Below are 21,757 nucleotides of genomic sequence, written 5' to 3'. Positions count from 1 at the left end.
CCCGACCCCTCGCATTCGCCTTGTGGCTGTTCTATCAAGCGCGGGACCGGCTTCCAAGCCGGCAGGGCCGGAAAGCAACGGGCCCGGGTGAACGAGGGGGTGGCGCTTGATCGAGATGCGGGATGTCGGCTTCGGCTATGGGGGCGCCGATCTGCTGTCGAATATGACGCTGACGCTGCAGTCCGGCATGTTCCATTTCCTGACCGGGCCTTCGGGCTCGGGCAAGACGACGCTTTTGCGGCTGTGTTATGCGGATCTGCTGCCGACCTCGGGAGAGATGACCGCCTTTGGCGAGGATGTGCGGCAGTTGACGCGCGACGGCATCTCGGACCTGCGGCGCAGGGTCGGGGTGGTGCACCAGGACACGCAGTTCCTGGACCACCTGCCGGTTGCCGAAAACGTGGCGCTGCCGCTGACGATCTCGGGGCAGGGAGTGGACATGGCGGCGCTGCGCGACCTGCTGGGATGGGTCGGCCTGTCGCAGCACGCCCGCGCCCTGCCGCCGTCCTTGTCCGGGGGCGAGCGGCAGCGCGCCGCCTTGGCGCGCGCCGTGATCCTGTCGCCCGACCTGGTGCTGGCGGACGAGCCCACGGGCAACCTGGACTGGGACATGTCGATGCGGCTGATGCAGCTGCTGATCGAGTTGAACAAGTCGGGCAAGACCGTGCTGGTCGCGACCCATGACCTGAACCTGATCCGCGCCACCAAGGCGCAGGTCGCGGCGCGCGTGCTGCGCATCGCGAACGGGACATTGCATCTGGCGGGGGCTGATCTGTGATGGGGGCTGATTTTCGCGGGCTGAACCTGAAGGCGATGTGGCACGGCCTGGTGCGCGACGGTGGGGCGGGGGACCGGATCGTGCCGCCGACGGGCTTTACGGCGCAGTTGACGCTGTTCTCGGCAGGCGCAATGGCCTTTCTGGCGGTCTTCGCCCTGGCGCTGGCGCTGGCGACGGGGCGGCTGGCCGAACGCTGGTCCAGCGAACTGGCCGGGTCCGTCACGGTTCGCGTCAGCGCCCCCATGGACGAACAGGCCGCCCAAACCCAGACCACGATGCAGGTCCTGTCCACGACACCGGGCGCAGGCCAGCCGCGCCTTCTGCCGCCCGAGGAAGTTGCCCAGTTGCTGACCCCCTGGTTCGGTCCCGACATGCCCGTCGATGCCCTGCCCGTGCCCGCCCTGATCGAACTGCCGATCGCGGGCGAGGACTTCGACGCCCAGGGCCTGCGCCTGCGGCTGGAGGCCGAGGCGCCGGGTGCGGTGCTGGACGATCACACCGAATGGCGCCGCCCCCTGGTGACGGCGGCGCATCGGCTGCGGGTGCTTGGCATCGTGTCGCTGCTGCTGATCGCGGCGGCCTCGGCATCCATGATCACGCTGGCGGCCAAGGCGGCGCTGGCGGCGAACGGGCAGGTGATCCGCGTGCTGCGGCTGATCGGCGCGCGCGACATCACCATCGCCACGGCCTTCGTGCGCCGCTTCACCAAGCGCGCGGCCGTAGGCGCAACGGTCGGCACGCTGTGCGGCATGGCGGGCATTGCCATGCTTCCGGGGATGAACGCGGCGGGCGGCTTTCTGACAGGGCTTGGCTTTCAGGGCTGGGGCTGGCTTCTGCCGCTGCTGATCCCGGTCGTGGCGGGCGCCGTCGGCTTTTTCGCGACCCGCTGGGCGGCGCTGACGATGCTGGGGGCCGTGCGATGACCAACCGGGCGGCTTCGCCCGTGCCCGGCCCGCTGACGCCGTGGCAATACGTCCAGAACGCGCTTTACTACCTGCATGTCGCATTGGCGACGGTCGCGATCGGACTGGCGGGGCTGCCGGTCCTGCTGCGGCATGGCCGCGCCGGGGCGAACAGGGTGGCGACGCGCTGGATCGGCTACATGCTCTGGGCCGCGCGGCTGCATCTGGGTGTCACCTGCGAGGTTCGCGGCACGCCGCCCACCGAAGACTGCATCATCGCGGCCAAGCACCAGTGCTTCCTGGACATCCTGGTGATCGCCCATGCCGTCCCGCGCCGCGCCTTCATCATGAAGCGCGAGGTGATGCACGTGCCGATCATGGGCTGGTATGCCTGGAAGGTGGGCTGCATTCCCATCGACCGGTCCAAGGGCCGCGATGCGATGCGCGCCATTTCCAGCGAGATCAACCAGCGGATCGCGGGCGAAGGCCTGGGCCAGTTGATCATCTATCCCGAAGGCACGCGCACCAAGCCCGGCGAACGCCGCCCCTACAAGCATGGCGTCAGCACGATCCGCGCGGGCAGCGGCTTGCCGGTGGTGCCGGTCGCCGTCAACACCGGCCTGTTCTGGCCGCGCAAGGGATGGGGGATCCGGCCCGGCCGCGCCGTTGTCGAGTTCCTGCCCGTCATTCCAGCCGAGGTGCCGGTCGAGGGGTTCATTCCCCGGCTTGAGGCCGAGGTCGAGACCCACTCGGACCGGCTGATGGCCGAGGCGGGGTTCCGCGCCGTCGGCCCCTGAGAACCGCGACCAGCCGTTGCCCTTTCTTGCACGGCGCGCCGGGGGCGGGCAGGGAATGCCACGGCAGGACCCTGCCGTCCCCGGCGCGTCAGCGTCTGGTCCGGCGCTGGGCGATCCTGGCGGGCACAGGATGGTAATGCGGCCTCGGCCGCGTCACGATATCGGCGCTTCCGCCGTCGGGCCCGTCCTGATCCTCGTCAAGAAGCGCGCTCCGCATGTCGTTCAGGTCGGTGCTGTGAAAATGGTTCAGCCCGGTCTGGACGTAGATGTAACGCATGAACATCGCTTTCCCCTATGCCGACTGGCGCTGCGGGTCCGGGCTGCCAATGCTGCGCAGAAGCCCGTCGAAGCGCGTGATCTGATCCTTGACCGCAAGCCGCTGACGCTTGAGCCGCTGAAGCATCATGCTGCAGGGCATCGGGCGGCGCAGTTCTTCTGCTATCAGGGCCTTGATGACCTGGTGACGCCGACGCAGGGCCGCAAGCCTGGCACTGGCCGAAAACAGCCGGATTCTGGCGCTGGACTTCATCTCATTCCTCGTGGTGCTGGCTAGGGTCATGGCGCCACGTCAGCGCCATAAAGGTGGATATGGTTGCTGCCCGAGAGCGGAAAAGGCAAAGTTTCCACAAAAATCGATCGGTTTTTCCGAACATGGTCGTATGATCGACCCGACGCCCGCAGCAGCCCTTGCATGGGAAACACACTGGAACCCCGATGTCCGGCACCCTGACCTTGAGACAGTTGACCTATTTCGTCGCGCTTGCCGAAGCGCGCCATTACCGCAAGGCCGCCGAGCGGGTGGGGATCAGCCAATCCTCGCTGAGCCAGCAGATCCTGGGGCTGGAAACCGCCTTGGGGCTGGAGCTGGTCGAACGCGGCCAGCGCGGCGCGGTGCTGACCCCACAGGGGCGCGCCGTCCTGGCGCAGGCACGCAAGGTCCTGGAGGAGGCCGAGGCGCTGCACAGCCTGGCACGCGATGCGCAGGGCGGGGCCAGCGGCACGATCAAGCTTGGCTCCACCCCGACGATCGGGCCCTATATCATGCCCCATGTCATGCGGCGGGTTCACCAGTCCTATCCGTCGCTGAAGGTCATCGTGCGGGATGCGCCGCCGCTGGTCCTGCAGGAAGAATTGCTGGCGGGCCAGCACGACCTGCTGCTGACCCAGTTGCCGGTGAATTCCGCCGATGTCGAGGTGCGGCGGCTTTTCCGCGAGCCGCTGAAGCTGGCCGTGGCGCAGGATCATCCGCTTGCCGCAAGGCCCGAGGTGCTGGACGCCGATCTGGCGGGTCAGGACATCCTGGCGCTGTCGAGCGCCTATCTGCTTCACAACCAGATCGTCGCCCTGTGCGAGGAGCTTGGCGCCCACCTGCGGCAGGATTACGAGGGCACCAGCCTGGACGCGCTGCGGCAGATGACGGCCCTGAACATGGGGCTGACCTTCCTGCCCGCGCTTTACGTCGATTCAAAGGTGTCCTCAGAAGCGGGCGACGTGGCGGTGCTGCCCTTCCGCCGCAATCGCGTCACCCGGTCGATCGGACTGGTCTGGCGGCGGCGTTCGCCCCACCGGACCATGATCGAGCGCATCGCAGGGATCATCCGCGCCGTCGCGCAGGATCGCTTCGGCGGGCTGGTGAGCGTGGAATAGGGCAGGTCCGGGCCGCCTTCAGGCGACCAGGCTTTTCGACCCCATGTCCAGGAACTTCTGCCGCCGCTCCTTGATCAGGTCGGCGGGCTTCCTGCCGTCCAGTTCGGCCAGCATCGCCGCGATTTCCGCGCCCACGGCCTGAATGGCTGCGGCGGGGTCGCGCTGTGCGCCGCCCATGGGTTCGGCGATGATGCGGTCGATGACGCCAAGCTTTCGCAGATCCTGCGCGGTCAGGCGCAGCGCCTCGGCCGCCTCGCGCATCCGTTCCGCGTCCTTCCACAGGATCGAGGCGCAGCCCTCGGGCGAGATCACCGAATAGATCGAATGTTCCAGCATGGCGATGCGGTTGGCCGTGGCAAAGGCCACCGCGCCGCCCGATCCGCCCTCGCCGATGATGACGCTGACCAGCGGCACGCCGATCTCCAGGCATTTCTGGGTGCAGCGGGCGATGGCCTCGGATTGGCCGCGTTCCTCGGCGCCCTTCCCGGGATAGGCGCCGGGGGTATCCACAAGCGTGATGACCGGCAGCCTGAAACGGTGGGCCAGATCCATCAGGCGGATCGCCTTGCGATAGCCTTCGGGCCGGGCCATGCCGAAATTGTGGTGGATGCGGGTCTTGGTGTCGTTGCCCTTTTCGTGCCCGATCACCACGCAGGGCGCGTCGTTGAAGCGCGCAAGGCCGCCCATGACCGCATGGTCGTCGCCAAAGGCGCGGTCGCCTGCCAGCGGCGTGTATTCGGTGAACAGCGCGTCGATGTAGTCGCGGCAATGCGGACGGTCGGGATGGCGCGCCACCTGCGTCTTGCGCCAGGGATCGAGGCTTCGATACAGGTCGCGCAGCAAATCGGAGGACTTCCTGTCCAGCGCCGTGGCCTCTTTTTCCACATCCACGGTGTTTTCGGATTTGCGGGCCAGGGCGCGAAGCTCCTCGGCCTTGCCCTCGATATCGGCAAGCGGCTTTTCGAAATCCAGATAGACCATGCGGGGTGTGCCTTCGGGCTGTTCGGGTTTGCGCCCCTATATGATCGCAGGGACGCGGGATTGCAACGCCGGGGGACTTCGCGTCCCCCGGACCCCCGGCGGGATATTTGCGTGAAGAAGAAACGCAGAAGTCAGGGCCGGATTTCGACCGTCGTGCCGACGCGGGCGGCGGCATAGAGTTCGCGGATTTCGGTGTCCGAGACGGCGATGCAGCCGGCCGTCCAGTCGCCGGGCAGGGTTTCACCATCGGGGCGCCCGTTCGGCTGGCCGTGGATGAAGATGTCGCCGCCCGGATCGATCCCTTCAGCCGCTGCGCGTGCGCGGTCCTGCGGGCGCGGATAGTCGAGGCCCAGGGACAGGTGATAGGCGCTTCCGGGGTTCACCCGGTCGATGGTGAAGCGGCCCTCGGGCGTCCTGCCGTCGCCTTGCCGGCGCTTGTCTCCGTCGGGCGCGAAGCCGAGGGCAACCCGATAGGTCTTCAGCGGCTTGCCATCGCGGAAGGCGGTCATCCGGCGGGCGGACTTGTGGATCACGATATGATCGACGGGGCCGGTCAGCGGCACCGTCAGGGACGGCACGCGCGGAACCGGCGCGAGGGATCGTGGCTGCGGCGCCAGAATGATCCAGGCCGCCCCCAGCAGGCACAGCGCCGTCAGGGCGGAAAACAGGCGGGCGATCAGCCTCATTGAAGGTCGGCGAATGCCTGCTGCAGGCGCGACACGGCCTCAACCACGCGGGCGCGGGGGGTGGCGATATTGAAGCGCAGGAAGGCCCCGCCCCCGGTGCCGAAGGTCGCGCCGTGGTTTGCGGCGATGCGGGCGGTCCTTTCGACACGGGCGGTGAATTCGGCGGGCTCCATCCCGGTGCCCGAGAAATCGACCCAGGACAGATAGGTCGCCTGCAGGGGCATGGACCGCAAGCCGGGGATCGCGTGGATGCCGTCGTCGAACAGGCGCCGGTTGCCGTCCAGGTAGCTTGCAAGCGCATCGACCCAAGCCGCGCCTTCGGGCGAATAGGCGGCGGTCACCATGTCCATTCCGAACAATCCCGGAGAGATGCCGCGCGCCATCAGCGCGCCCTTGAACCGGCCCCGCAGGGATTCGTCCGCGATGATCGCATTGCCGACATGCGCGCCCGCAATGTTGAAGGTCTTGGTGGCGGCCGTCAGCGTCACCAGCCGGTCCGCGATGTCGGGGCAGACTGTCGCGATCATCCGGTGCTTGTGGCCCGGCATGACCAGGTCGCAATGGATGTCGTCCGACACCAGGATCAGGTCGTGGCGGATGCAGAAATCGGCCACCTCGCGCAGTTCTTCGGGCGTCCAGACGCGCCCGCCGGGATTGTGCGGCGAACACAGGATCAGCAGCCTTTCGCGCCCGGTCAGCCGGCCTTCCCAGGCGGGCCAGTCCATGCGGTAAAGCCCGCCGTCCTGCGCCAGCGGCAGTTCCACCAGCTCGCGGCCCGAGGCGCGGATCACGCGGCCAAAGGCGTGATAGACGGGCGACATCACGATCACGCCATCGCCGGGCTGCGTGTAGGCGTCCAGTGCCATCGCCACGCCGTTGACCAGCCCCGCGCAGGTCAGGATCCAGCCTGTGTCAATCTGCCAGCCATGGCGGTTTTCCATCCACCAGCGGATTGCCTCCAGATAGGGCCGGTGGGCGCCGGGATAGCCATAGACGCCGTGGGCGGCCACGGCCTCCACCGCGCGCTGGACGGCGGCGGGGGGGCGGAAGTCCATATCCGCGACCCACATCGCCAGCCCGCCTTCGTCCGGCGCGACGCCATAGGCCGCCTCCATGTCGTCCCATTTCGAGCAGCGTGTGCCCACGCGGTCGATGATCTCGTCGAAATCGGGGCGGGGATGGCTGTGCTGGTTCATGGTCCTGCCTGTCGCTGTTTCCCCATGCATATGCCGGTTGTTGCTTATGGTGAAGCCTTGCCCTAAATCGCGGGGGATGAGCAGCCTGCGCCCCATCCTGATCCACCCCGACCCGCGCCTGAAGAAGGTCTGCGAACCCGTGGCCCGCATCACGCCCGAGATCGAGGCTTTGGCCGATGACATGCTGGCGACGATGTATGACGCGCCGGGCGTAGGCCTGGCCGCGCCGCAGGTGGGCGTCCTGTCCCGCATCTTCGTGATGGACGCGACCCGCGACCCCGAGGCCGAGCGCCGCCCGCTGGTGCTGGTTAACCCCGAGGTGACCTGGTCATCCGAGGAACTGAACACCTACGAGGAAGGCTGCCTGTCGATTCCCGACCAGTATGCCGATGTGACGCGGCCCAGCCAGGTCCGGCTGCGCTGGCTGGGGCTGGACGGCAAGACCCATGAGGAGGACTTCGACGGGCTGTGGGCGACCTGCGCGCAGCACGAGCTGGACCACCTGAACGGCATCCTGTTCATAGACCACCTTTCGGCCATCAAGCGCCAGATGATCACCCGCCGGATGGTCAAGCTGAAGCGCGAAAAGGGCCGTGCCTGAGGGCGCTTGCCGATGACCGTTCGCCCGTTCCTGCCCTATGCCGACCGTCGGCTGCATATCCCGGCCGAGCCGGTCGAGGCCGTGACCGAGACCGTGCGGATGATCTGGGACGACATGATCGACACGATGGAGGCGATGCCGGGGGTGGGCCTTGCCGCGCCTCAGATCGGGATCATGCTGCGGCTGGCGGTGGTCGATGCCTCGGACAAGCGGGGGCAGGCGGTCAGGATGGCCAATCCCAAGGTGTTGCACGCCAGCGTGCAGTTCCGCAGCCATGACGAGGCGAGCCCGAACCTGCCCGGCGTCTTTGCCCCGGTCAGCCGTCCCCGCGCGGTGACGGTCCGGTTCCTGAACGAGATGGGCGAGGTCGAGGAGCGCGATTTCGTGGGGCTCTGGGCCACCAGCGTGCAGCACCAGATCGACCATCTGGACGGGCGGATGTATGTCGATCACCTGTCGCCCCTGCGGCGCAAGATGCTGGTCGCGAAATCGGCAAAGCTGGCGCGGCGGTGATCGCCGGGGGCGCTTCGCCCCCCGGACCCCCCGAGGATATTTGCAGTCCAAAGCAGGAGACAGGGATGCGCGTGATCTTCATGGGGACGCCCGAGTTTTCGGTGCCGGCGCTGCGGGCGATCGCCGCGCGGCACGAGGTCGTGGCGGTGTATTCGCAGCCGCCCCGCGCGGCGGGCCGCGGGCAGAAGCCGCGTCCCTCGGCGGTTCACGCGGCAGCGGAGGAACTGGGCATCGAGGTCCGCACGCCGCTGCGGCTGCGTGATCCGGCCGATCAGGCAGAGTTCGCGGCATTGGGGGCCGATGTGGCGGTGGTCGTGGCCTATGGGCTGATCCTGCCGCAGCCGGTGCTGGATGCGCCGCAGTTGGGTTGCCTGAACATCCATGCCTCGCTGCTGCCGCGCTGGCGGGGGGCGGCGCCGATCCATCGTGCCGTGATGGCGGGGGATGCCGAAACCGGCGTCGCGATCATGCAGATGGAGGCGGGCCTGGATACCGGGCCGGTGTTGGCCGAGGCGCGGACGGCCATCGGCGCCGAGGAGACGACCGCCGACCTGCACGACCGGCTGTCGCTGATGGGGGCGGATCTGATCGTCGATGTGCTGGCGCGGCTGCCCTTGGCCGCCGTGCCGCAGGCGGAGCAGGGCGTCACCTATGCCGCCAAGATCGACAAGGCCGAGGCCCGGGTGGACTGGACCCGTCCCGCCGTCGAGGTTGACCGGCTGGTCCGGGGCCTGTCGCCCTTTCCCGGGGCCTGGTGCGAGATCGCGGGCGAACGGGTGAAGCTGCTGCGCAGTCGCGTTGTCGCGGGGCAGGGGAGGCCCGGTCAGGTCCTGTCGGGCTTCACCGTCGCCTGTGGCAACGGCAGCGCGGTCGAGGTGCTGGAAGCGCAGCGGTCCGGGAAGAAACCGATGGCCGCCGGGGAGTTGCTGCGCGGCTGGTCGCTTCCCGCGCAGCTGGATTGAGGCCGCGGCGCGTCAGATCGCGCCGTGGCAGTGCTTGAACTTCTTGCCCGACCCGCAGGGGCAGGGATCGTTGCGTGACGGGTTGCCCCAAGTCGCCGGGTCCTGTTCGTCAAAGCCCGCGACCAGCGGTTCGGCTTTGTCCGCATCGTCATCGGACTGGCGCTCGGCGCCGTGCTCCATCGTCAGGTGTTCCTGCGCGGCTTTCTGCTGCTGGGCCATCTGGCGCAGCATTTCCTCGCGCTCGGCCTCAGTCAGGGGACGGATCTGCGCAAGGCGCTGCGTCACGTCGAAGCGCAGCCCGTCCAGCATGGTCTCGAACAGCTGGAAGGCCTCGGTCTTGTATTCCGACAAGGGATCGCGCTGCGCATAGCCGCGGAAGCCCACGACCGAGCGCAGGTGTTCCAGCGTCAGAAGGTGGTCGCGCCATTTCCCGTCGATCATCTGCAGCAGGACCTGCTTTTCGATGTTGCGCATGTTTTCCGGCCCGAAGGCCTGCGCCTTGTCGGCCATGTAGGTGTCGGTCGCCTGTTCGATCCGTTCGCGCATGGCGTCGTGGTCCACGCCTTCCTCGGCCGCCCAGTCGGCCACGGGCAGGTTCATGTTCAGGCGTTCGCGGATGGCGGTCTTCAGCCCCTCCACGTCCCACTGTTCGGGATAGGATTTCGGCGGCATGAACTCATCGACCAGATCATCGATGACCTGGTGGCGCATGTCGGCGGCGATCTCTCCGACTTCGGTGCTGTCCATGATCTCGCGGCGCTGGCTGAAGATTGCCTTGCGCTGGTCGTTCATCACGTCGTCGAATTTCAGCAACTGCTTGCGGATGTCGAAGTTGCGGCCTTCCACCTTGGCCTGGGCGCGTTCCAGCGACTTGTTGACCCAGGGGTGAACAATCGCCTCGCCTTCCTTCATGCCCAGGGTGGACAGGACCTTGTCCAGCCGTTCCGAGCCGAAGATGCGCATCAGGTCGTCGTCCAGCGACAGGAAGAACAGCGACCGGCCCGGATCGCCCTGGCGGCCCGAACGGCCGCGGAGCTGGTTGTCGATGCGGCGGGATTCGTGGCGTTCGGTGCCCAGCACGAACAGCCCGCCCGAGGCCAGCACCTTCTGCTTGTCGGCGGCATGCTCGGCCTCGATCCGGGCGCGGACCTCATCGGGATTCGCCTCGGGGTCGGCGGCCAGGGCCTCCATCACCTTCATCTCGACATTGCCGCCAAGCTGGATGTCGGTGCCGCGGCCGGCCATGTTGGTGGCGATGGTGACGGCGCCGGGCTTGCCGGCATCGGCCACGATCTGGGCCTCGGCCTCGTGCTGGCGGGCGTTGAGGACATTGTGCGGGATGGCCTGCTGTTGCAGCATCGCGGACAACATTTCCGACTTCTCGATGCTGGTGGTGCCGACCAGCGTGGGCTGGCCCTTGGCATGGGCTTCCTTGATCGCCTCGATCACGGCGGCGTATTTTTCGGCCGCGGTGCGATACACGCGGTCGTGTTCGTCCAGGCGGGCGATGCCGCGGTTGGTCGGGACCTCGACCACGCCCAGCTTGTAGATTTCGGCGAATTCGTCGGCCTCGGTCGCCGCCGTGCCGGTCATGCCGGCCAGCTTGCCGTAAAGACGGAAATAGTTCTGGAAGGTGACCGAGGCCAGCGTCACGTTCTCGGGCTGGATGGCGACGCCTTCCTTGGCCTCGATGGCCTGGTGCAAGCCGTCGGACAGGCGGCGGCCCTTCATCATCCGGCCGGTGAATTCGTCGATCAGCATCACCTCGCCGTCGCGGACCATGTAGTGCTGGTCCTTCATGAACAGCTTCCACGCCCGCAGCGCCTGGTTCGCGTGGTGGACGATGGTGGTCGATTCCGGGTCATAGAGCGTCTGGCCCTCGGGCAGGATGCCGTCGGCCTGCAGGCGGTTTTCCAGGAACTCGTTGCCTTCCTCGGTGAAGGTCGCGTTGCGGGCCTTTTCGTCCAGCTTGTAGTGGTCTTCCGTCAGCAGCGGGATGTACTGGTTCAGGGTGACATACAGTTCGCTGCGGTCCTGGGACGGGCCGGAAATGATCAGCGGCGTGCGCGCCTCGTCGATCAGGATGCTGTCGACCTCGTCCACGATGGCGAAGTTGTGGCCGCGCTGGACCATCTCCTCGACGCTGCCCTTCATGTTGTCGCGCAGATAGTCGAAGCCCAGCTCGTTGTTGGTGGCATAGGTCACGTCGGCGGCATAGGCCACGCGCTTTTCCGGTTCCGCCTGGAAGGGATAGACGACGCCCGTGGTCAGGCCCAACTGGCGGAAGACCTTGCCCATCCATTCGGCGTCGCGCTTGGCCAGATAGTCGTTGACGGTGACGACATGGACGCCCTTGCCGGTCAGGGCGTTCAGATAGGCGGGAAAGGTCGCGACAAGGGTCTTGCCCTCGCCGGTCTTCATCTCGGCGATGTTGCCCTGGTGCAGGAAGATGCCGCCCATCAGCTGCACGTCGAAGGCCCTGAGGCCCAGGGCGCGGCGTGCGCCCTCGCGGCAGTTGGCAAAGGCCTCGGGCAGGATGTCGTCCAGGCTTTCGCCCTGGGCCACGCGCGCCTGGAATTCGCGCGTCTTGTCGATCAGGCCCTGATCGCTCAGCGGGCGGAACTGGTCCTCCAGCGCATTGATCCGGGCTACCAGCCCGCGCGTCCCCTTGACCTTGCGGTCATTGGGGCTTCCAAAGACCTTCTTCGCCAGATTTCCGATGCCGAGCATGTTACCTTCGCAATCACGTTGTTGGGAAAGGCAGTCCCAGCCGGGCCACTTGCCCGTACCAACCGCATTGCCGTATCAGGGGCCTGAACGAAAGCGGCGGCGGCGCCTTCCACGGAGTTGACCGGGATCTATGCCTCGCCTGCCCCACTGTCAACGCTGGCCCCGATGCGCGGGCAGAACAAGCGAAGGGATCCCCATGTTGAAACCGTCGATTCTGGCCGTCCTGCTGGCCACGGCCCTGCCGTTCACCGCCTTGGCGCAGGACAAGGGCGCCGACACGGTCGTGGCGACCGTCAACGACAAGCCCATCACCCTGGGCGAGATGATCGTGATGAAGCAGGCCGCATCCCAGGATCCGCAGATGGCGGAACTGTCCGATCCCGCCCTTTACGAGATGATGCTGGACCAGTTGATCCAGCAGACCGCCGTGGCCGCCGCGGGCAAGGAAAACGCGGGCGTGCGCGCGCAGCTGGAAATCCAGCGCCGCAACACGCTGGCCGCCGCCGCCATCACCGAGGTGACGAAGGCCCAGCCGACCGACGAGGAAATCCAGGCGGCCTATGACAAGCTGTTCGCCGAAGCCAAGCCCACGACCGAATATTCCGCCGCCCATATCTTGGTCGATTCCGAGGAAAAGGCCAAGGAGATCAAGGGCCAGCTGGACGGCGGCGCGGATTTTGGAACGGTGGCCGAGCAGAATTCGACCGGGCCCAGCGGGCCGAACAAGGGCGATCTGGGCTGGTTCAGCGCGGACCAGATGGTCAAGCCCTTTGCCGATGCGGTCGCGGCGATGGAAAAGGGCCAGATCTCGGATCCGGTGCAGACCGAATTCGGCTGGCATGTCATCAAGCTGAACGACACGCGGATGCGCGAAGCCCCGAAGCTGGACGAGGTGCGCGACGAGATCGCCCAGATGGTGCTGCGCGACAAGGTCCAGGCGGAAATCCAGCGCCTGACCGGCGCCGCGACGGTCGAGAAGGTCGAGGGCATCGACCCCGCCCTGATGAACAAGACCGAGCTTCTGGAGACCGAATGATGGGCAAGGCCGGGCTTCCCGTTTCCCCCCTGGCCCCGGCCGGCTTTCCCGACCTGCCGGTCATCGCGGGCGTCGAGTTCGCCAGCGGTGCGGCAGGTGTGAAATACCAGGGCCGCACCGACGTGACGCTGATCCGCATCGCGCCGGGTTCGACCTTGGCGGGGGCCTTCACGAGATCGTCAACCCGCGCGGCCTGCGTCCTGGACAACCAGGCCAAGCTGGCGCAGGGGGGCGACGCGCCCGAGGGGGCGGCAATCATCGTCAATTCCGGCAATGCCAACGCCTTTACCGGCGCGCGGGGGCAGGAATCGGTGGATGCCGTGACGGGGGCCGTGGCGCGGGCCACGGGCGTTCCGCCGGGTGCCGTGTTTTCCTCCTCGACCGGGGTAATCGGCGAACCGCTGCCCCATGCCCGGATCATCGCCATCGTGGATGACCTGGCGGCATCGCTGGACGGGGGCGGCATTGCCGATGCGGCCCGTGCTATCATGACAACCGACACCTTTCCCAAGGGCGCCTCGGCCACGGTCGCGGGCGAGGGGGGCGAGATCCGCATCGCGGGCATTGCCAAGGGTTCGGGCATGATCGCGCCCGACATGGCGACGATGCTGGTCTATGTCTTCACCGATGCCACCATTGCCGCGCCGCTGCTGCAGCAGGCGTTGAGCAGCGGCCTTGATTCGACCTTCAACGCCATCACCGTGGACAGCGACACCTCGACCTCGGACGCGCTGGTCCTGGCCGCGACGGGACGCAGTCCTGCGGCGCCGATCACTTCGCTTGACGATGGCGTGGGTGCCGCCTTTGTGACCGCCCTGCACGGCGTCATGCGCGAACTGGCGCAGCTTGTGGTCCGCGACGGCGAGGGGGCGACGAAATTCGTCGAGGTGCAGGTGACGGGCGCGGCGTCTGACGCGGAGGCTCACAAGGTCGCCATGGCCATCGCCAATTCCCCGCTGGTCAAGACCGCCATCGCGGGCGAGGACGCCAATTGGGGCCGCATCGTCGCGGCGGTCGGCAAGTCGGGCGCCCGCGCCGACCGCGACCGGCTGACGATCCGCTTCGGCGACATGGTCCTGGCCGAGAACGGCTGGCGCTCACCGTCCTACGACGAGGACCGGGCCAGTGCCTACATGAAGCGGCAGGACCTGGTGATCGCGGTCGATCTGGGGCTGGGGCAGGGCGCGCGGACCGTGTGGACCTGTGACTTGACCCACGGCTATATCGACATCAATGCCGACTATCGGTCGTGAAGGTCGTGTCGGAGACGCGCAGGTGAAGACGGTCCTTGTCGCCGCCGTCGCGCTGATCGACGCCGACGGGCGCGTGCTCCTGGCGCAGCGCCCCGAAGGCAAGTCGATGGCCGGGCTGTGGGAATTTCCCGGCGGCAAGGTCGAGCCGGGCGAAACCCCCGAGGCTGCCCTGATCCGGGAACTGCACGAGGAACTGGGCATCGACACCTGGACCTCGTGCCTGGCTCCGCTGACCTTTGCCAGCCACGGCTATGACGATTTCCACCTGCTGATGCCGGTCTTCGCCTGCCGCCGCTGGAAGGGAATCGCCCATCCGCGTGAAGGACAGCAACTGGCCTGGGTTCGTGCTGCGGATTTGCGCAGCTACCCCATGCCGCCAGCGGACGTGCCCCTGATCCCGATGCTGCAGATGTGGCTTTGAAGTCGCAGATCGGCGCTGTTTCGGCTTGGTGCCCGCTAAATGTCGTAGCTCGCTGCTTCGTTAACACTTTGCCGACGATTCCATGTCAAGTTTGTCTCCAGAGGGAACAGGAGGGCTTGACGTGATTCGAACGATTTCCATCGGCAGTCATATTCTCGTCCAGGGGCTTTTCGAATGTCTGGCCCCCAACGGGAACATGGTGGTCCGCATCGGCAAACGCACTTTTGAAGGAAAGCCGGTCACGCGCTGACCCGGGCCAAGGCACCACGGCGAACGCACAAGGGGCGGCCCATCAGGCTGCCCCTTTCTTCTGGCCTGATCGGACATGGGCTGTCGCCGACCATCGCACGACTGTCTTGGCTTGGCTTGTGTCCTGCCGATCAGCAGCAAGCCGAATGCACGGGTCACGCGAGGCTCGAGCCGACAGGTCGTGAACGCGGTTGCAAGCGCCAGCACAGGCCCAAGACTCGCAACCCATCGAGGCAATACAGGTAGGGAGCAGAGCCGTAAGCTGACGCTCTCAAGCGCGCTGCAACAAGGAGAAACCAGAACACTGCCGACACTCCGCGTCTTCGCGGCTGCAAGGTGTGCATGGCAGTCTGTCAACACGACGGGCAAACGATAAAGGCGGCGCAAGCCGAAAGCTGCGCCGCCTTTTGTCGGATCAGAAGAAACGCTCCGCTTACAGCGTGCGCTCGACCTCCTCGCGCTCGAAGATCTCGATGACGTCGCCCGGACGGATGTCGTCGTAGTTCTCGAAGGCCATGCCGCATTCCTGGCCGGACTGGACTTCCTTGACCTCGTCCTTGAAGCGCTTCAGCGTCTTCAGCGTGCCTTCGTGGATCACCACGTTGTCGCGCAGCAGGCGAACGCCCGCCGAACGGCGCGCCACGCCTTCGGTGACCAGGCAGCCCGCGACCTTGCCGACGCCCGTGACCTTGAAGACCTCGCGGATCTCGGCATAGCCGATGAAGTTCTCGCGCACCTCGGCCGAGAGCAGGCCCGAGGCCGCCGCCTTGATGTCATCCACCAGGTCGTAGATGATCGAGTAATAGCGGATCTCGACACCCTTTTGGTTGGCCGAATTGCGGGCCGGAGCATTGGCGCGGACGTTGAAGCCGATCACCGGGGCCCTGCTGGCCTCGGCCAGGCCGATGTCGGATTCGGTGATCGCGCCGACGCCGTAATGCAGAACTCGGACGCGCACTTCCTCGTTGCCGATCTTCTCCAGCGCCTGGACGATCGCCTCGGCCGAGCCCTGCACGTCGGCCTTCACGACGACCGGCAGTTCGGCCACGTTCTCGTCCGCCTTGGCCTTGGCCATCAGCTGTTCCAGCGTGGTCGCGGCACCGGCTGCGGCACGCTTGTCCTTGGCGGCCTGGCTGCGGTAGTCCGCGATCTCGCGGGCCTGCGCTTCCGTTTCGACCACGTTCAGCACGTCGCCCGCCTCGGGCGTTCCGTTCAGGCCCAGCACCTCGACCGGGACCGAAGGTCCGGCCTCGTCCACGCGCTCGCCCTTGTCGTTGATCAGGGCGCGCACCTTGCCCCACTGCTCGCCCACGACAAAGATGTCGCCGCGGCGCAGGGTGCCGTTCTGAACCAGAACGGTGGCGACGGGGCCGCGGCCCACGTCAAGCTGCGCCTCGATCACGGCGCCCTGTGCGGCGCGGTTCGGGTTGGCTTCAAGCTCCAGGATCTCGGCCTGGAGGGCAATGGCCTCCAGCAGTTCGTCCAGGCCCTGGCCAGTCTTGGCCGAAACCTCGACATCCTGCACGTCGCCCGACATCTGCTCGACCACGACTTCGTGCTGCAAGAGCGCGGTGCGGACCTTGGTGGGGTCGGCGGCCGGCTTGTCGATCTTGTTGATCGCCACGATCATCGGGACATTGGCGGCCTTGGCGTGGTTGATCGCCTCGACCGTCTGCGGCATCACCGCGTCGTCGGCGGCAACCACCAGCACGACGATGTCGGTGACCTGCGCACCGCGGGCCCGCATCGAGGTAAAGGCCGCGTGGCCCGGCGTATCCAGGAAGGTCAGGACCGCCCCGTTTGACGCCTTCACCTGATAGGCGCCGATATGCTGGGTGATCCCGCCCGCCTCGCCGGCCACGACGTTCGCATGACGGATCGCGTCCAGCAGCGAGGTCTTGCCGTGGTCCACGTGGCCCATGATCGTGATGATCGGCGGACGCGGCTGCAGATCCTCGGCCCTGTCCTTGACCGTATCGATGACCTGCTCCACGTCGGCATCCGACACGCGGACGGCACGGTGGCCGAACTCGTCGATCACCAGTTCGGCGGTATCGGCGTCGATGGGCTGGTTCATGGACACCATCATGCCCATCTTCATCAGCGACTTGACCACGTCGGCGGCGCGTTCCGCCATGCGGTTCGCCAGTTCCGACACCACGATGGTTTCCGGCAGCTGGACTTCGCGCACCTGCTTCTCGGCACGCACGCTGCCCATGGCCTTCTGGCGGGCGCGGTCCTGCTTGCGCTTCATCGCGGCCAGCGAACGCTGGCGACCGCCTTCGCCGTCAAGCGCCTGGTTCAGCGACAGCCGGCCGGTGCGGCGGCTGTCCTCGGCCTTGGCCTTGGCCTTGGCGTCGCTGTCGCCGCCGCTGTCGCGACGGTCGCGATCGGGACGACGCGGCCCCGTGGCGATGCCGGGCTTTTCGGCCCGAGACGCCGCCGCCTCGATCGCGGCCCGGTCGGGCGTGGCCGGGCGGGCGCCGCCTGCCGGGCGAGGGCCAGCGGGGCGGGCGCCTGCAGGGCGGGCTTCACCGACACGCGCGGGGCGTTCGGCGGGTTTCGGTTCTTCCTTGGCCTTTGCGCGCTCCTCGGCTTCGCGGGCGCGGCGCTCATCTTCCTCGGCCTTGAGGCGCAACGCTTCCTCGCGTTCGCGTTCCTCGCGTTCCTTCGCCTCGAATTCGGCACGGCGGCGTTCGCGCTCTTCCTCGCGGGCCTTTTCCTCGGCGGCGCGGGTTGCGGCTTCCTCGACCTCGCGGGCCTTGGCGGCGGCAAGGGCCTTCAGGCGACGCTCCATCTCGGCATCGGAGATGCCGGCGGGACGCTTGGAAGGATCACCCGCCATGCGCGCCGTCAGGGGGTTCTTTTCCTTCTGGGCATCCGTCATCTGCGTGGCACCCGGCTTGGGAACCACGACGCGCTTGCGCTTGGTTTCCACGACGACGCTTTTGGTACGACCGTGGCTGAAGCTTTGCTTGACTTGGCCCGAACGACCGCTGCCGCCGAGTCCCAAGGTCGATTTTCCGTCTTTGTCGCTCATCTGCGTCTTCATTCCTTCCCGGCCGCCGTATTGCCGCCGTCATGCCCCCGCAGACCCGTCAGTCTGCCGGCTTCCAAGATCACCTTGTCCGTCAGGCCACCCGCCGCAAGCGCGCCGTGTATGACATGATCGCGCCCAAAGGACAAACCCAATTCTGATGCTGTCAGACAGCCGAACCACCGTCCGCCGGTGGGCGTCCACAGCTTGCCCTTGCCACGGTCCGACCCGTCGCTGGCCTGCAGCAGCACCTTTGCGCGCCCCTCGGCCAGCCAGCCCTTCACCTTCTCGAAACCTGCCACCGCACGGCCCGACTTGCGCGCCAACGATACCAGTTCGACCAGTCGTTTCGCAACGCCCGCCTCGACCAGATCGGCCAAACCGTCTGGCGCCCTGACCGGAGCCTTGGCCGCGCGGGAAAACAATCCCTTCGCCGCCGCCTTGTCGATGGCCGCGCGATCCGCAACGACCCAAATGCCACGACCCGGCAGCTTTTCCGCCAGATCGGGGACGACCGAGCCATCCGGCCCGGCGACGAAACGGATCAGCCCGTGCTTGGGCTGAACTTCTCCGGTGACGATGCAGCGCCGTTCAGGCTCGTCCCGGTCCTTGATGAGACCACCGCGACTCAAGCGGGCAAATCCGGGGCATCACGCCCCGGCCTCCTCGTCGTCGGAAGCCTCGGTTTCCCCGGCCGTGTCTTCCAGTTCGGCCGGATCGACCCAACCCAGCTGCACGCGGGCGGTCATCACCAGGTTCTGCGCTTCCTCCAGCGACACGTCGAAGGGCTCCAGAAGGCCCTCGTCCTTGACGCGCTGGCCGTTCACGGTGGTCCAGCCGCCTGCCAGTTCCCAGTCGGCGCAGGTGGCGAAATCCTCCAGCGTCTTCACGCCGTCCTTGGCCAGTGCTTCCACCATCTGGGGGGTCAGCCCCTCGAATTCAATAAGGCTGTCCTCGGCGCCGAGCGCGCGGGCGTTTTCAAGCGCGGCCTTGGTCCTGGCTTCCAGCACGTCGCGGGCACGGGCCTGCAGTTCTTGGGCCGTGCCCTCGTCCACGCCCTCGATGGACAGAAGCTCGTCCAGATCGACGTAAGCCACTTCCTCCAGGTCGGTGAAGCCTTCGGCAACCAGAAGCTGGGCAAAGAACTCGTCCAGGTCCAGCGCTTCCATGAACAGCGCGGTCCGGGCGTTGAATTCGGCCTGGCGGCGCTTGGATTCCTCTTCCTCGGTCAGGATGTCGATGTCCAGGCCGGTCAGCTGGCTGGCGAGGCGCACGTTCTGGCCGCGCCGGCCGATGGCCAGGGACAACTGTTCGTCCGGAACGACAACCTCGATCTTGCTGGCTTCCTCGTCGAAGACGACCTTGCTGACCTCGGCGGGTTGCAGGGCGTTGACCAGGAAGGTCGCCTGATCCTCGTTCCAGGGAATGATGTCGATCTTCTCGCCCTGAAGCTCGCCCACCACGGCCTGCACGCGGGAGCCCCGCATGCCGACGCAGGCGCCGACCGGGTCGATCGAGTTGTCATAGCTGATCACGGCGATCTTGGCGCGCGAACCCGGATCGCGGGCCACGGCCTTGATCTCGATGATGCCGTCATAGATCTCGGGCACTTCCATCTTGAAGAGCTCGGCCATGAACTGCGGATCGGTGCGCGACAGGAAGATCTGCGGCCCGCGCGATTCGCGGCGCACGTCCTTGACATAGGCGCGGATGCGGTCGTTCGGGCGATAGCTTTCGCGGCCGATCTTCTCGTTGCGGCGCAGGATCGCCTCGCCGCGGCCCACGTCCACGATGATGTTGCCGTATTCCTCGCGCTTGACGACACCGTTGATGATGGTGCCGGCGCGGTCCTTGAATTCCTCGTACTGGCGATCACGCTCGGCCTCGCGGACACGCTGCAGGATCACCTGCTTGGCGGATTGGGCGGCGATGCGGCCCAGTTCCACCGGCGGCACCTGGTCCACGATCACGTCGCCGATCTTGGGATCGTTCAGATAGGGGCGGGCCTGCTCGACCGTCACCTGCGCCTGGTAATTCTCGACCGCGTCGTCCTCGACTACGGTGCGGACACGGGTAAAGGTCGCATTGCCGGTCTTGCGGTCGATCTTGACGCGGATGTCCATCTCGGCCCCGTAGCGCGACTTGGCGGCACGGGCCAGGCTGTCCTCCATCGCCTCGATGACCAGCTCGGGCTCGATCATCTTCTCGCGCGCGACGGCTTCGGCGGTTTGCAGCAGTTCAAGCTGGTTAGCAGAGGTGATTGCCATCACTCACTCCTTGGCAGCGGCGTCTTTCGCGCCGTCGTTGTCGTCTTCGGTTTCGATCTCGTCAAAGGCGCTCTCGTCCAGGTTCTCGATCTGGACGCCAGCCTCTTTCTTCTGGCGCAGCATTTCCTTGATCAGCTCGTCCGTCAGGACCAGCTTGGCATCGGACAGCCAGTCGAACTGCAGGCCGATGGTATGCGTCTCGCCCGCTTCCTCGATGTTGAGCAGGACCTCGTCCCCCTCGACCCCCGCCAGGACGCCCTTGAAGCGCTTGCGCCCGTCGATTGGCTGGTTCGTTTCCAGGCGCGCCTCGTAGCCCTCGAAGGTCTCGAAATCCTTCATGCGGGTCAGGGGGCGGTCGATGCCGGGGCTGCTGACTTCCAGGTGATAGGCATCTTCAAGCGGATCCTCGACATCCAGCGTGGCGCTGACCGCGACCGAGATGTCGCCGCAATCATCCACGTTGATGCCGCCTTCGGGCCGGTCGGCCATGATCTGCAGGGTCGCGGTCTTGCCGCCCTGCAGGCGCACGCGCACCAGTTCGAAACCCAGATCCTCGATGACCGGGGCGATGATCTCGGCCAGACGCCGGTCGATGGCGGTCTTGGCGATCAGATCGTTCGACATGAGATCCCTTCGGATGTGAAAAAGGCCCGACAAGCGGGCCATGCGAAAAGCGCCGGTGGGCAGGGTTTGGAAGCCTGCACCGCTGTTGAGGGGGATATAGAAGGAATCGCCGTCGATTGCAAGGTGACTTAGCAGGAGACCCGGTTTTCGGTCATGAACAACAGCCGGTCCACCATCGAGAGCACTTCGTCCGGATCGATGGCAAAGCCCCCTTGGGCGTGCGTGCCGAAGACCATGCCGCAGTTCATGTCCAGGACGCGCATCCATTCATGCGGAGCGGCATAAAACCTGTCGGGCGGCTGCAAGACCAGAAGGCTTCCCGAGTCACGCAGGGCATAGATGGCGTGGCAGGCCTGGCTTCCCTCGACCGTAATGACCAGCTTGGCGTCCAGTGTCCCGGACACAAGCTGCTGGCCGTCCTGTTCGGCAGTGAGGACGGCGACTCCTGCATCGGACAGCCGCCGTTCCAAGGCCTCCGCATTGGCGATCTGACGCTTGTCGCCGGACGGCCCGCGCCGCAGATAGACCACCTCGCGACTGGCGGCTTTCAGGCGTTCCCGCAGCCGCGCCCTCAGGCGGCGATAACGTTCGGCCTTTCGCTGACCGAAGCCCAGATCCCGCACCAAGGTCAGCGACCGAGAGCGTATGACCGCCTGCTGCCGCCAATGCTGGTCGAACAGATGCCGATACAGCCCGGCATCGCTCCAAGGAAGAAGCGGCAGGGAGACAAGGCCAGGGTGATCGCGGAACGCTTCAAAGGCCGAAACGTCGTCGCCAAGCCAATGCCCGAAATAGTGCAGCCCTTGGGTCGAGTTTGCCAGGATCGTTTCAGTGGCCACGGGGGCCGAGGCCAGGACTTGCTTCAGGGATGCGGTGACATTTTCCGAATGGAAGATGCGGCTATCTTGGGTAACGACAATCCCGCCCAGAACTGTCGCCTCGCCCAGCCGATAGGTCGCCAGAGGGCCTTCGGTAAAGCTTGTGGCCGCCAAGGTCTCGACTAGGGTGTGTTGACGTTCACCGGAGTCGGATGACGGTTGCGGCGAGAGCAATGAAGGCGCTGAAACTTTCATCAGT

The 21,757-nt window shown here is 66.5% G+C and carries 22 protein-coding genes; 11 read left to right on the top strand and 11 right to left on the bottom strand.

The window, feature by feature from the left end; all coding sequences use genetic code 11:
* The first annotated feature begins 106 nt into the window (after positions 1 to 106).
* From OU682_RS14150 to OU682_RS14140, 3 genes are read left to right on the top strand one after another with little or no spacing between them, the layout of a single operon-like run.
* Positions 107 to 778, top strand: coding sequence for a cell division ATP-binding protein FtsE (locus OU682_RS14150; RefSeq protein ID WP_268942803.1), 672 nt, complete (start codon positions 107 to 109; stop codon positions 776 to 778).
* Positions 779 to 813: 35 nt separating this feature from the next.
* Positions 814 to 1,701, top strand: a complete 888-nt coding sequence (locus tag OU682_RS14145; RefSeq protein WP_268942842.1) for a cell division protein FtsX — start codon at positions 814 to 816, stop codon at positions 1,699 to 1,701.
* The gene (locus OU682_RS14140) at positions 1,698 to 2,477 is read left to right on the top strand and encodes a lysophospholipid acyltransferase family protein (RefSeq protein ID WP_268942802.1); all 780 of its coding nucleotides are present in this window, start codon (positions 1,698 to 1,700) and stop codon (positions 2,475 to 2,477) included. The genes OU682_RS14145 and OU682_RS14140 overlap by 4 nt, the downstream gene beginning before the upstream one ends.
* Positions 2,478 to 2,565: 88 nt before the next feature.
* Here the strand turns inward: OU682_RS14140 and OU682_RS14135 are convergent, their stop codons facing one another.
* Both OU682_RS14135 and OU682_RS14130 read right to left on the bottom strand, forming a co-directional pair.
* Entirely contained in the window at positions 2,566 to 2,754 is a 189-nt protein-coding gene (locus OU682_RS14135; RefSeq protein ID WP_268942801.1) for a hypothetical protein, read from the bottom strand.
* 15 nt (positions 2,755 to 2,769) lie between these two features.
* On the bottom strand, positions 2,770 to 3,006 hold the full coding sequence (locus OU682_RS14130) for a YdcH family protein (RefSeq protein ID WP_268942800.1): 237 nt from the start codon (positions 3,004 to 3,006) through the stop codon (positions 2,770 to 2,772).
* Positions 3,007 to 3,191: 185 nt separating this feature from the next.
* Here OU682_RS14130 and OU682_RS14125 point away from each other — a divergent pair, with 185 nt between their 5' ends.
* Entirely contained in the window at positions 3,192 to 4,124 is a 933-nt protein-coding gene (locus tag OU682_RS14125; protein WP_268942799.1) for a hydrogen peroxide-inducible genes activator, read from the top strand.
* An 18-nt stretch (positions 4,125 to 4,142) separates the two neighbouring features.
* On the opposite strand, the gene OU682_RS14120 is transcribed toward OU682_RS14125, so the two are convergent.
* The 3 genes from OU682_RS14120 to OU682_RS14110 all read right to left on the bottom strand — a co-directional run bounded on the left by OU682_RS14120 (position 4,143) and on the right by OU682_RS14110 (position 6,987).
* Positions 4,143 to 5,105 (bottom strand): acetyl-CoA carboxylase carboxyltransferase subunit alpha, encoded by a 963-nt coding sequence (locus tag OU682_RS14120; RefSeq protein WP_268942798.1) that lies wholly within the window; start codon positions 5,103 to 5,105, stop codon positions 4,143 to 4,145.
* A 131-nt stretch (positions 5,106 to 5,236) separates the two neighbouring features.
* Positions 5,237 to 5,791 (bottom strand): L,D-transpeptidase family protein, encoded by a 555-nt coding sequence (locus OU682_RS14115; protein WP_268942797.1) that lies wholly within the window; start codon positions 5,789 to 5,791, stop codon positions 5,237 to 5,239.
* On the bottom strand, positions 5,788 to 6,987 hold the full coding sequence (locus OU682_RS14110; RefSeq protein WP_268942796.1) for a MalY/PatB family protein: 1,200 nt from the start codon (positions 6,985 to 6,987) through the stop codon (positions 5,788 to 5,790). Before OU682_RS14110 ends, OU682_RS14115 begins: the two co-directional genes overlap by 4 nt.
* A gap of 76 nt (positions 6,988 to 7,063) precedes the next feature.
* On the opposite strand from OU682_RS14110, the gene def (OU682_RS14105) reads away from it, so the two are divergent.
* From def (OU682_RS14105) to fmt, 3 genes are all read left to right on the top strand, one after another.
* The gene (def, locus tag OU682_RS14105) at positions 7,064 to 7,588 is read left to right on the top strand and encodes a peptide deformylase (protein ID WP_268942795.1); all 525 of its coding nucleotides are present in this window, start codon (positions 7,064 to 7,066) and stop codon (positions 7,586 to 7,588) included.
* Between the two features lie 12 nt (positions 7,589 to 7,600).
* Entirely contained in the window at positions 7,601 to 8,101 is a 501-nt protein-coding gene (gene def, locus OU682_RS14100) for a peptide deformylase (RefSeq protein WP_268942794.1), read from the top strand.
* A 65-nt stretch (positions 8,102 to 8,166) separates the two neighbouring features.
* Complete coding sequence (gene fmt / locus OU682_RS14095; protein ID WP_268942793.1) at positions 8,167 to 9,063, top strand: methionyl-tRNA formyltransferase; 897 nt, start codon at positions 8,167 to 8,169, stop codon at positions 9,061 to 9,063.
* A 12-nt stretch (positions 9,064 to 9,075) separates the two neighbouring features.
* Here fmt and secA read toward each other — a convergent pair whose 3' ends face one another.
* The gene (secA, locus tag OU682_RS14090; protein ID WP_268942792.1) at positions 9,076 to 11,793 is read right to left on the bottom strand and encodes a preprotein translocase subunit SecA; all 2,718 of its coding nucleotides are present in this window, start codon (positions 11,791 to 11,793) and stop codon (positions 9,076 to 9,078) included.
* Between the two features lie 196 nt (positions 11,794 to 11,989).
* On the opposite strand from secA, the gene OU682_RS14085 reads away from it, so the two are divergent.
* The 4 genes from OU682_RS14085 to OU682_RS14070 all read left to right on the top strand — a co-directional run bounded on the left by OU682_RS14085 (position 11,990) and on the right by OU682_RS14070 (position 14,753).
* Positions 11,990 to 12,829 carry a peptidylprolyl isomerase gene (locus OU682_RS14085; RefSeq protein ID WP_268942791.1) on the top strand — a complete coding sequence of 280 codons (840 nt, stop codon included), beginning with the start codon at positions 11,990 to 11,992 and terminating at the stop codon, positions 12,827 to 12,829.
* Positions 12,829 to 14,082, top strand: a complete 1,254-nt coding sequence (gene argJ, locus OU682_RS14080; protein ID WP_268942841.1) for a bifunctional glutamate N-acetyltransferase/amino-acid acetyltransferase ArgJ — start codon at positions 12,829 to 12,831, stop codon at positions 14,080 to 14,082. The genes OU682_RS14085 and argJ overlap by 1 nt, the downstream gene beginning before the upstream one ends.
* Positions 14,083 to 14,104: 22 nt before the next feature.
* Positions 14,105 to 14,503, top strand: coding sequence for an 8-oxo-dGTP diphosphatase MutT (gene mutT / locus OU682_RS14075; RefSeq protein WP_268942790.1), 399 nt, complete (start codon positions 14,105 to 14,107; stop codon positions 14,501 to 14,503).
* Between the two features lie 121 nt (positions 14,504 to 14,624).
* Positions 14,625 to 14,753: a hypothetical protein gene (locus tag OU682_RS14070; protein WP_268942789.1), complete on the top strand. Its 129-nt coding sequence runs from the start codon at positions 14,625 to 14,627 to the stop codon at positions 14,751 to 14,753.
* A 432-nt stretch (positions 14,754 to 15,185) separates the two neighbouring features.
* On the opposite strand, the gene infB is transcribed toward OU682_RS14070, so the two are convergent.
* The 5 genes from infB to OU682_RS14045 form a co-directional block, all read right to left on the bottom strand.
* Positions 15,186 to 17,792 (bottom strand): translation initiation factor IF-2, encoded by a 2,607-nt coding sequence (infB, locus tag OU682_RS14065; RefSeq protein ID WP_268942788.1) that lies wholly within the window; start codon positions 17,790 to 17,792, stop codon positions 15,186 to 15,188.
* Between the two features lie 8 nt (positions 17,793 to 17,800).
* Positions 17,801 to 18,421 carry an RNA-binding protein gene (locus tag OU682_RS14060; RefSeq protein ID WP_268942787.1) on the bottom strand — a complete coding sequence of 207 codons (621 nt, stop codon included), beginning with the start codon at positions 18,419 to 18,421 and terminating at the stop codon, positions 17,801 to 17,803.
* An 18-nt stretch (positions 18,422 to 18,439) separates the two neighbouring features.
* Positions 18,440 to 20,056 (bottom strand): transcription termination factor NusA, encoded by a 1,617-nt coding sequence (gene nusA, locus OU682_RS14055; RefSeq protein ID WP_268942786.1) that lies wholly within the window; start codon positions 20,054 to 20,056, stop codon positions 18,440 to 18,442.
* Between the two features lie 3 nt (positions 20,057 to 20,059).
* Positions 20,060 to 20,680, bottom strand: a complete 621-nt coding sequence (gene rimP, locus OU682_RS14050; RefSeq protein WP_268942785.1) for a ribosome maturation factor RimP — start codon at positions 20,678 to 20,680, stop codon at positions 20,060 to 20,062.
* Positions 20,681 to 20,808: 128 nt separating this feature from the next.
* The coding region (locus tag OU682_RS14045) for a glycosyltransferase 61 family protein (protein WP_268942784.1) at positions 20,809 to 21,757 on the bottom strand (949 nt) is incomplete at its 5' end.

The sequence above is a fragment of the Paracoccus benzoatiresistens genome, assembly GCF_026913015.1.
GTDB classification, from domain to species: Bacteria; Pseudomonadota; Alphaproteobacteria; order Rhodobacterales; family Rhodobacteraceae; genus Paracoccus; species Paracoccus benzoatiresistens.
The sequence above is the reverse complement of the archived record's forward strand: the minus strand, read 5'-3'. Positions and strand labels throughout refer to the sequence as shown.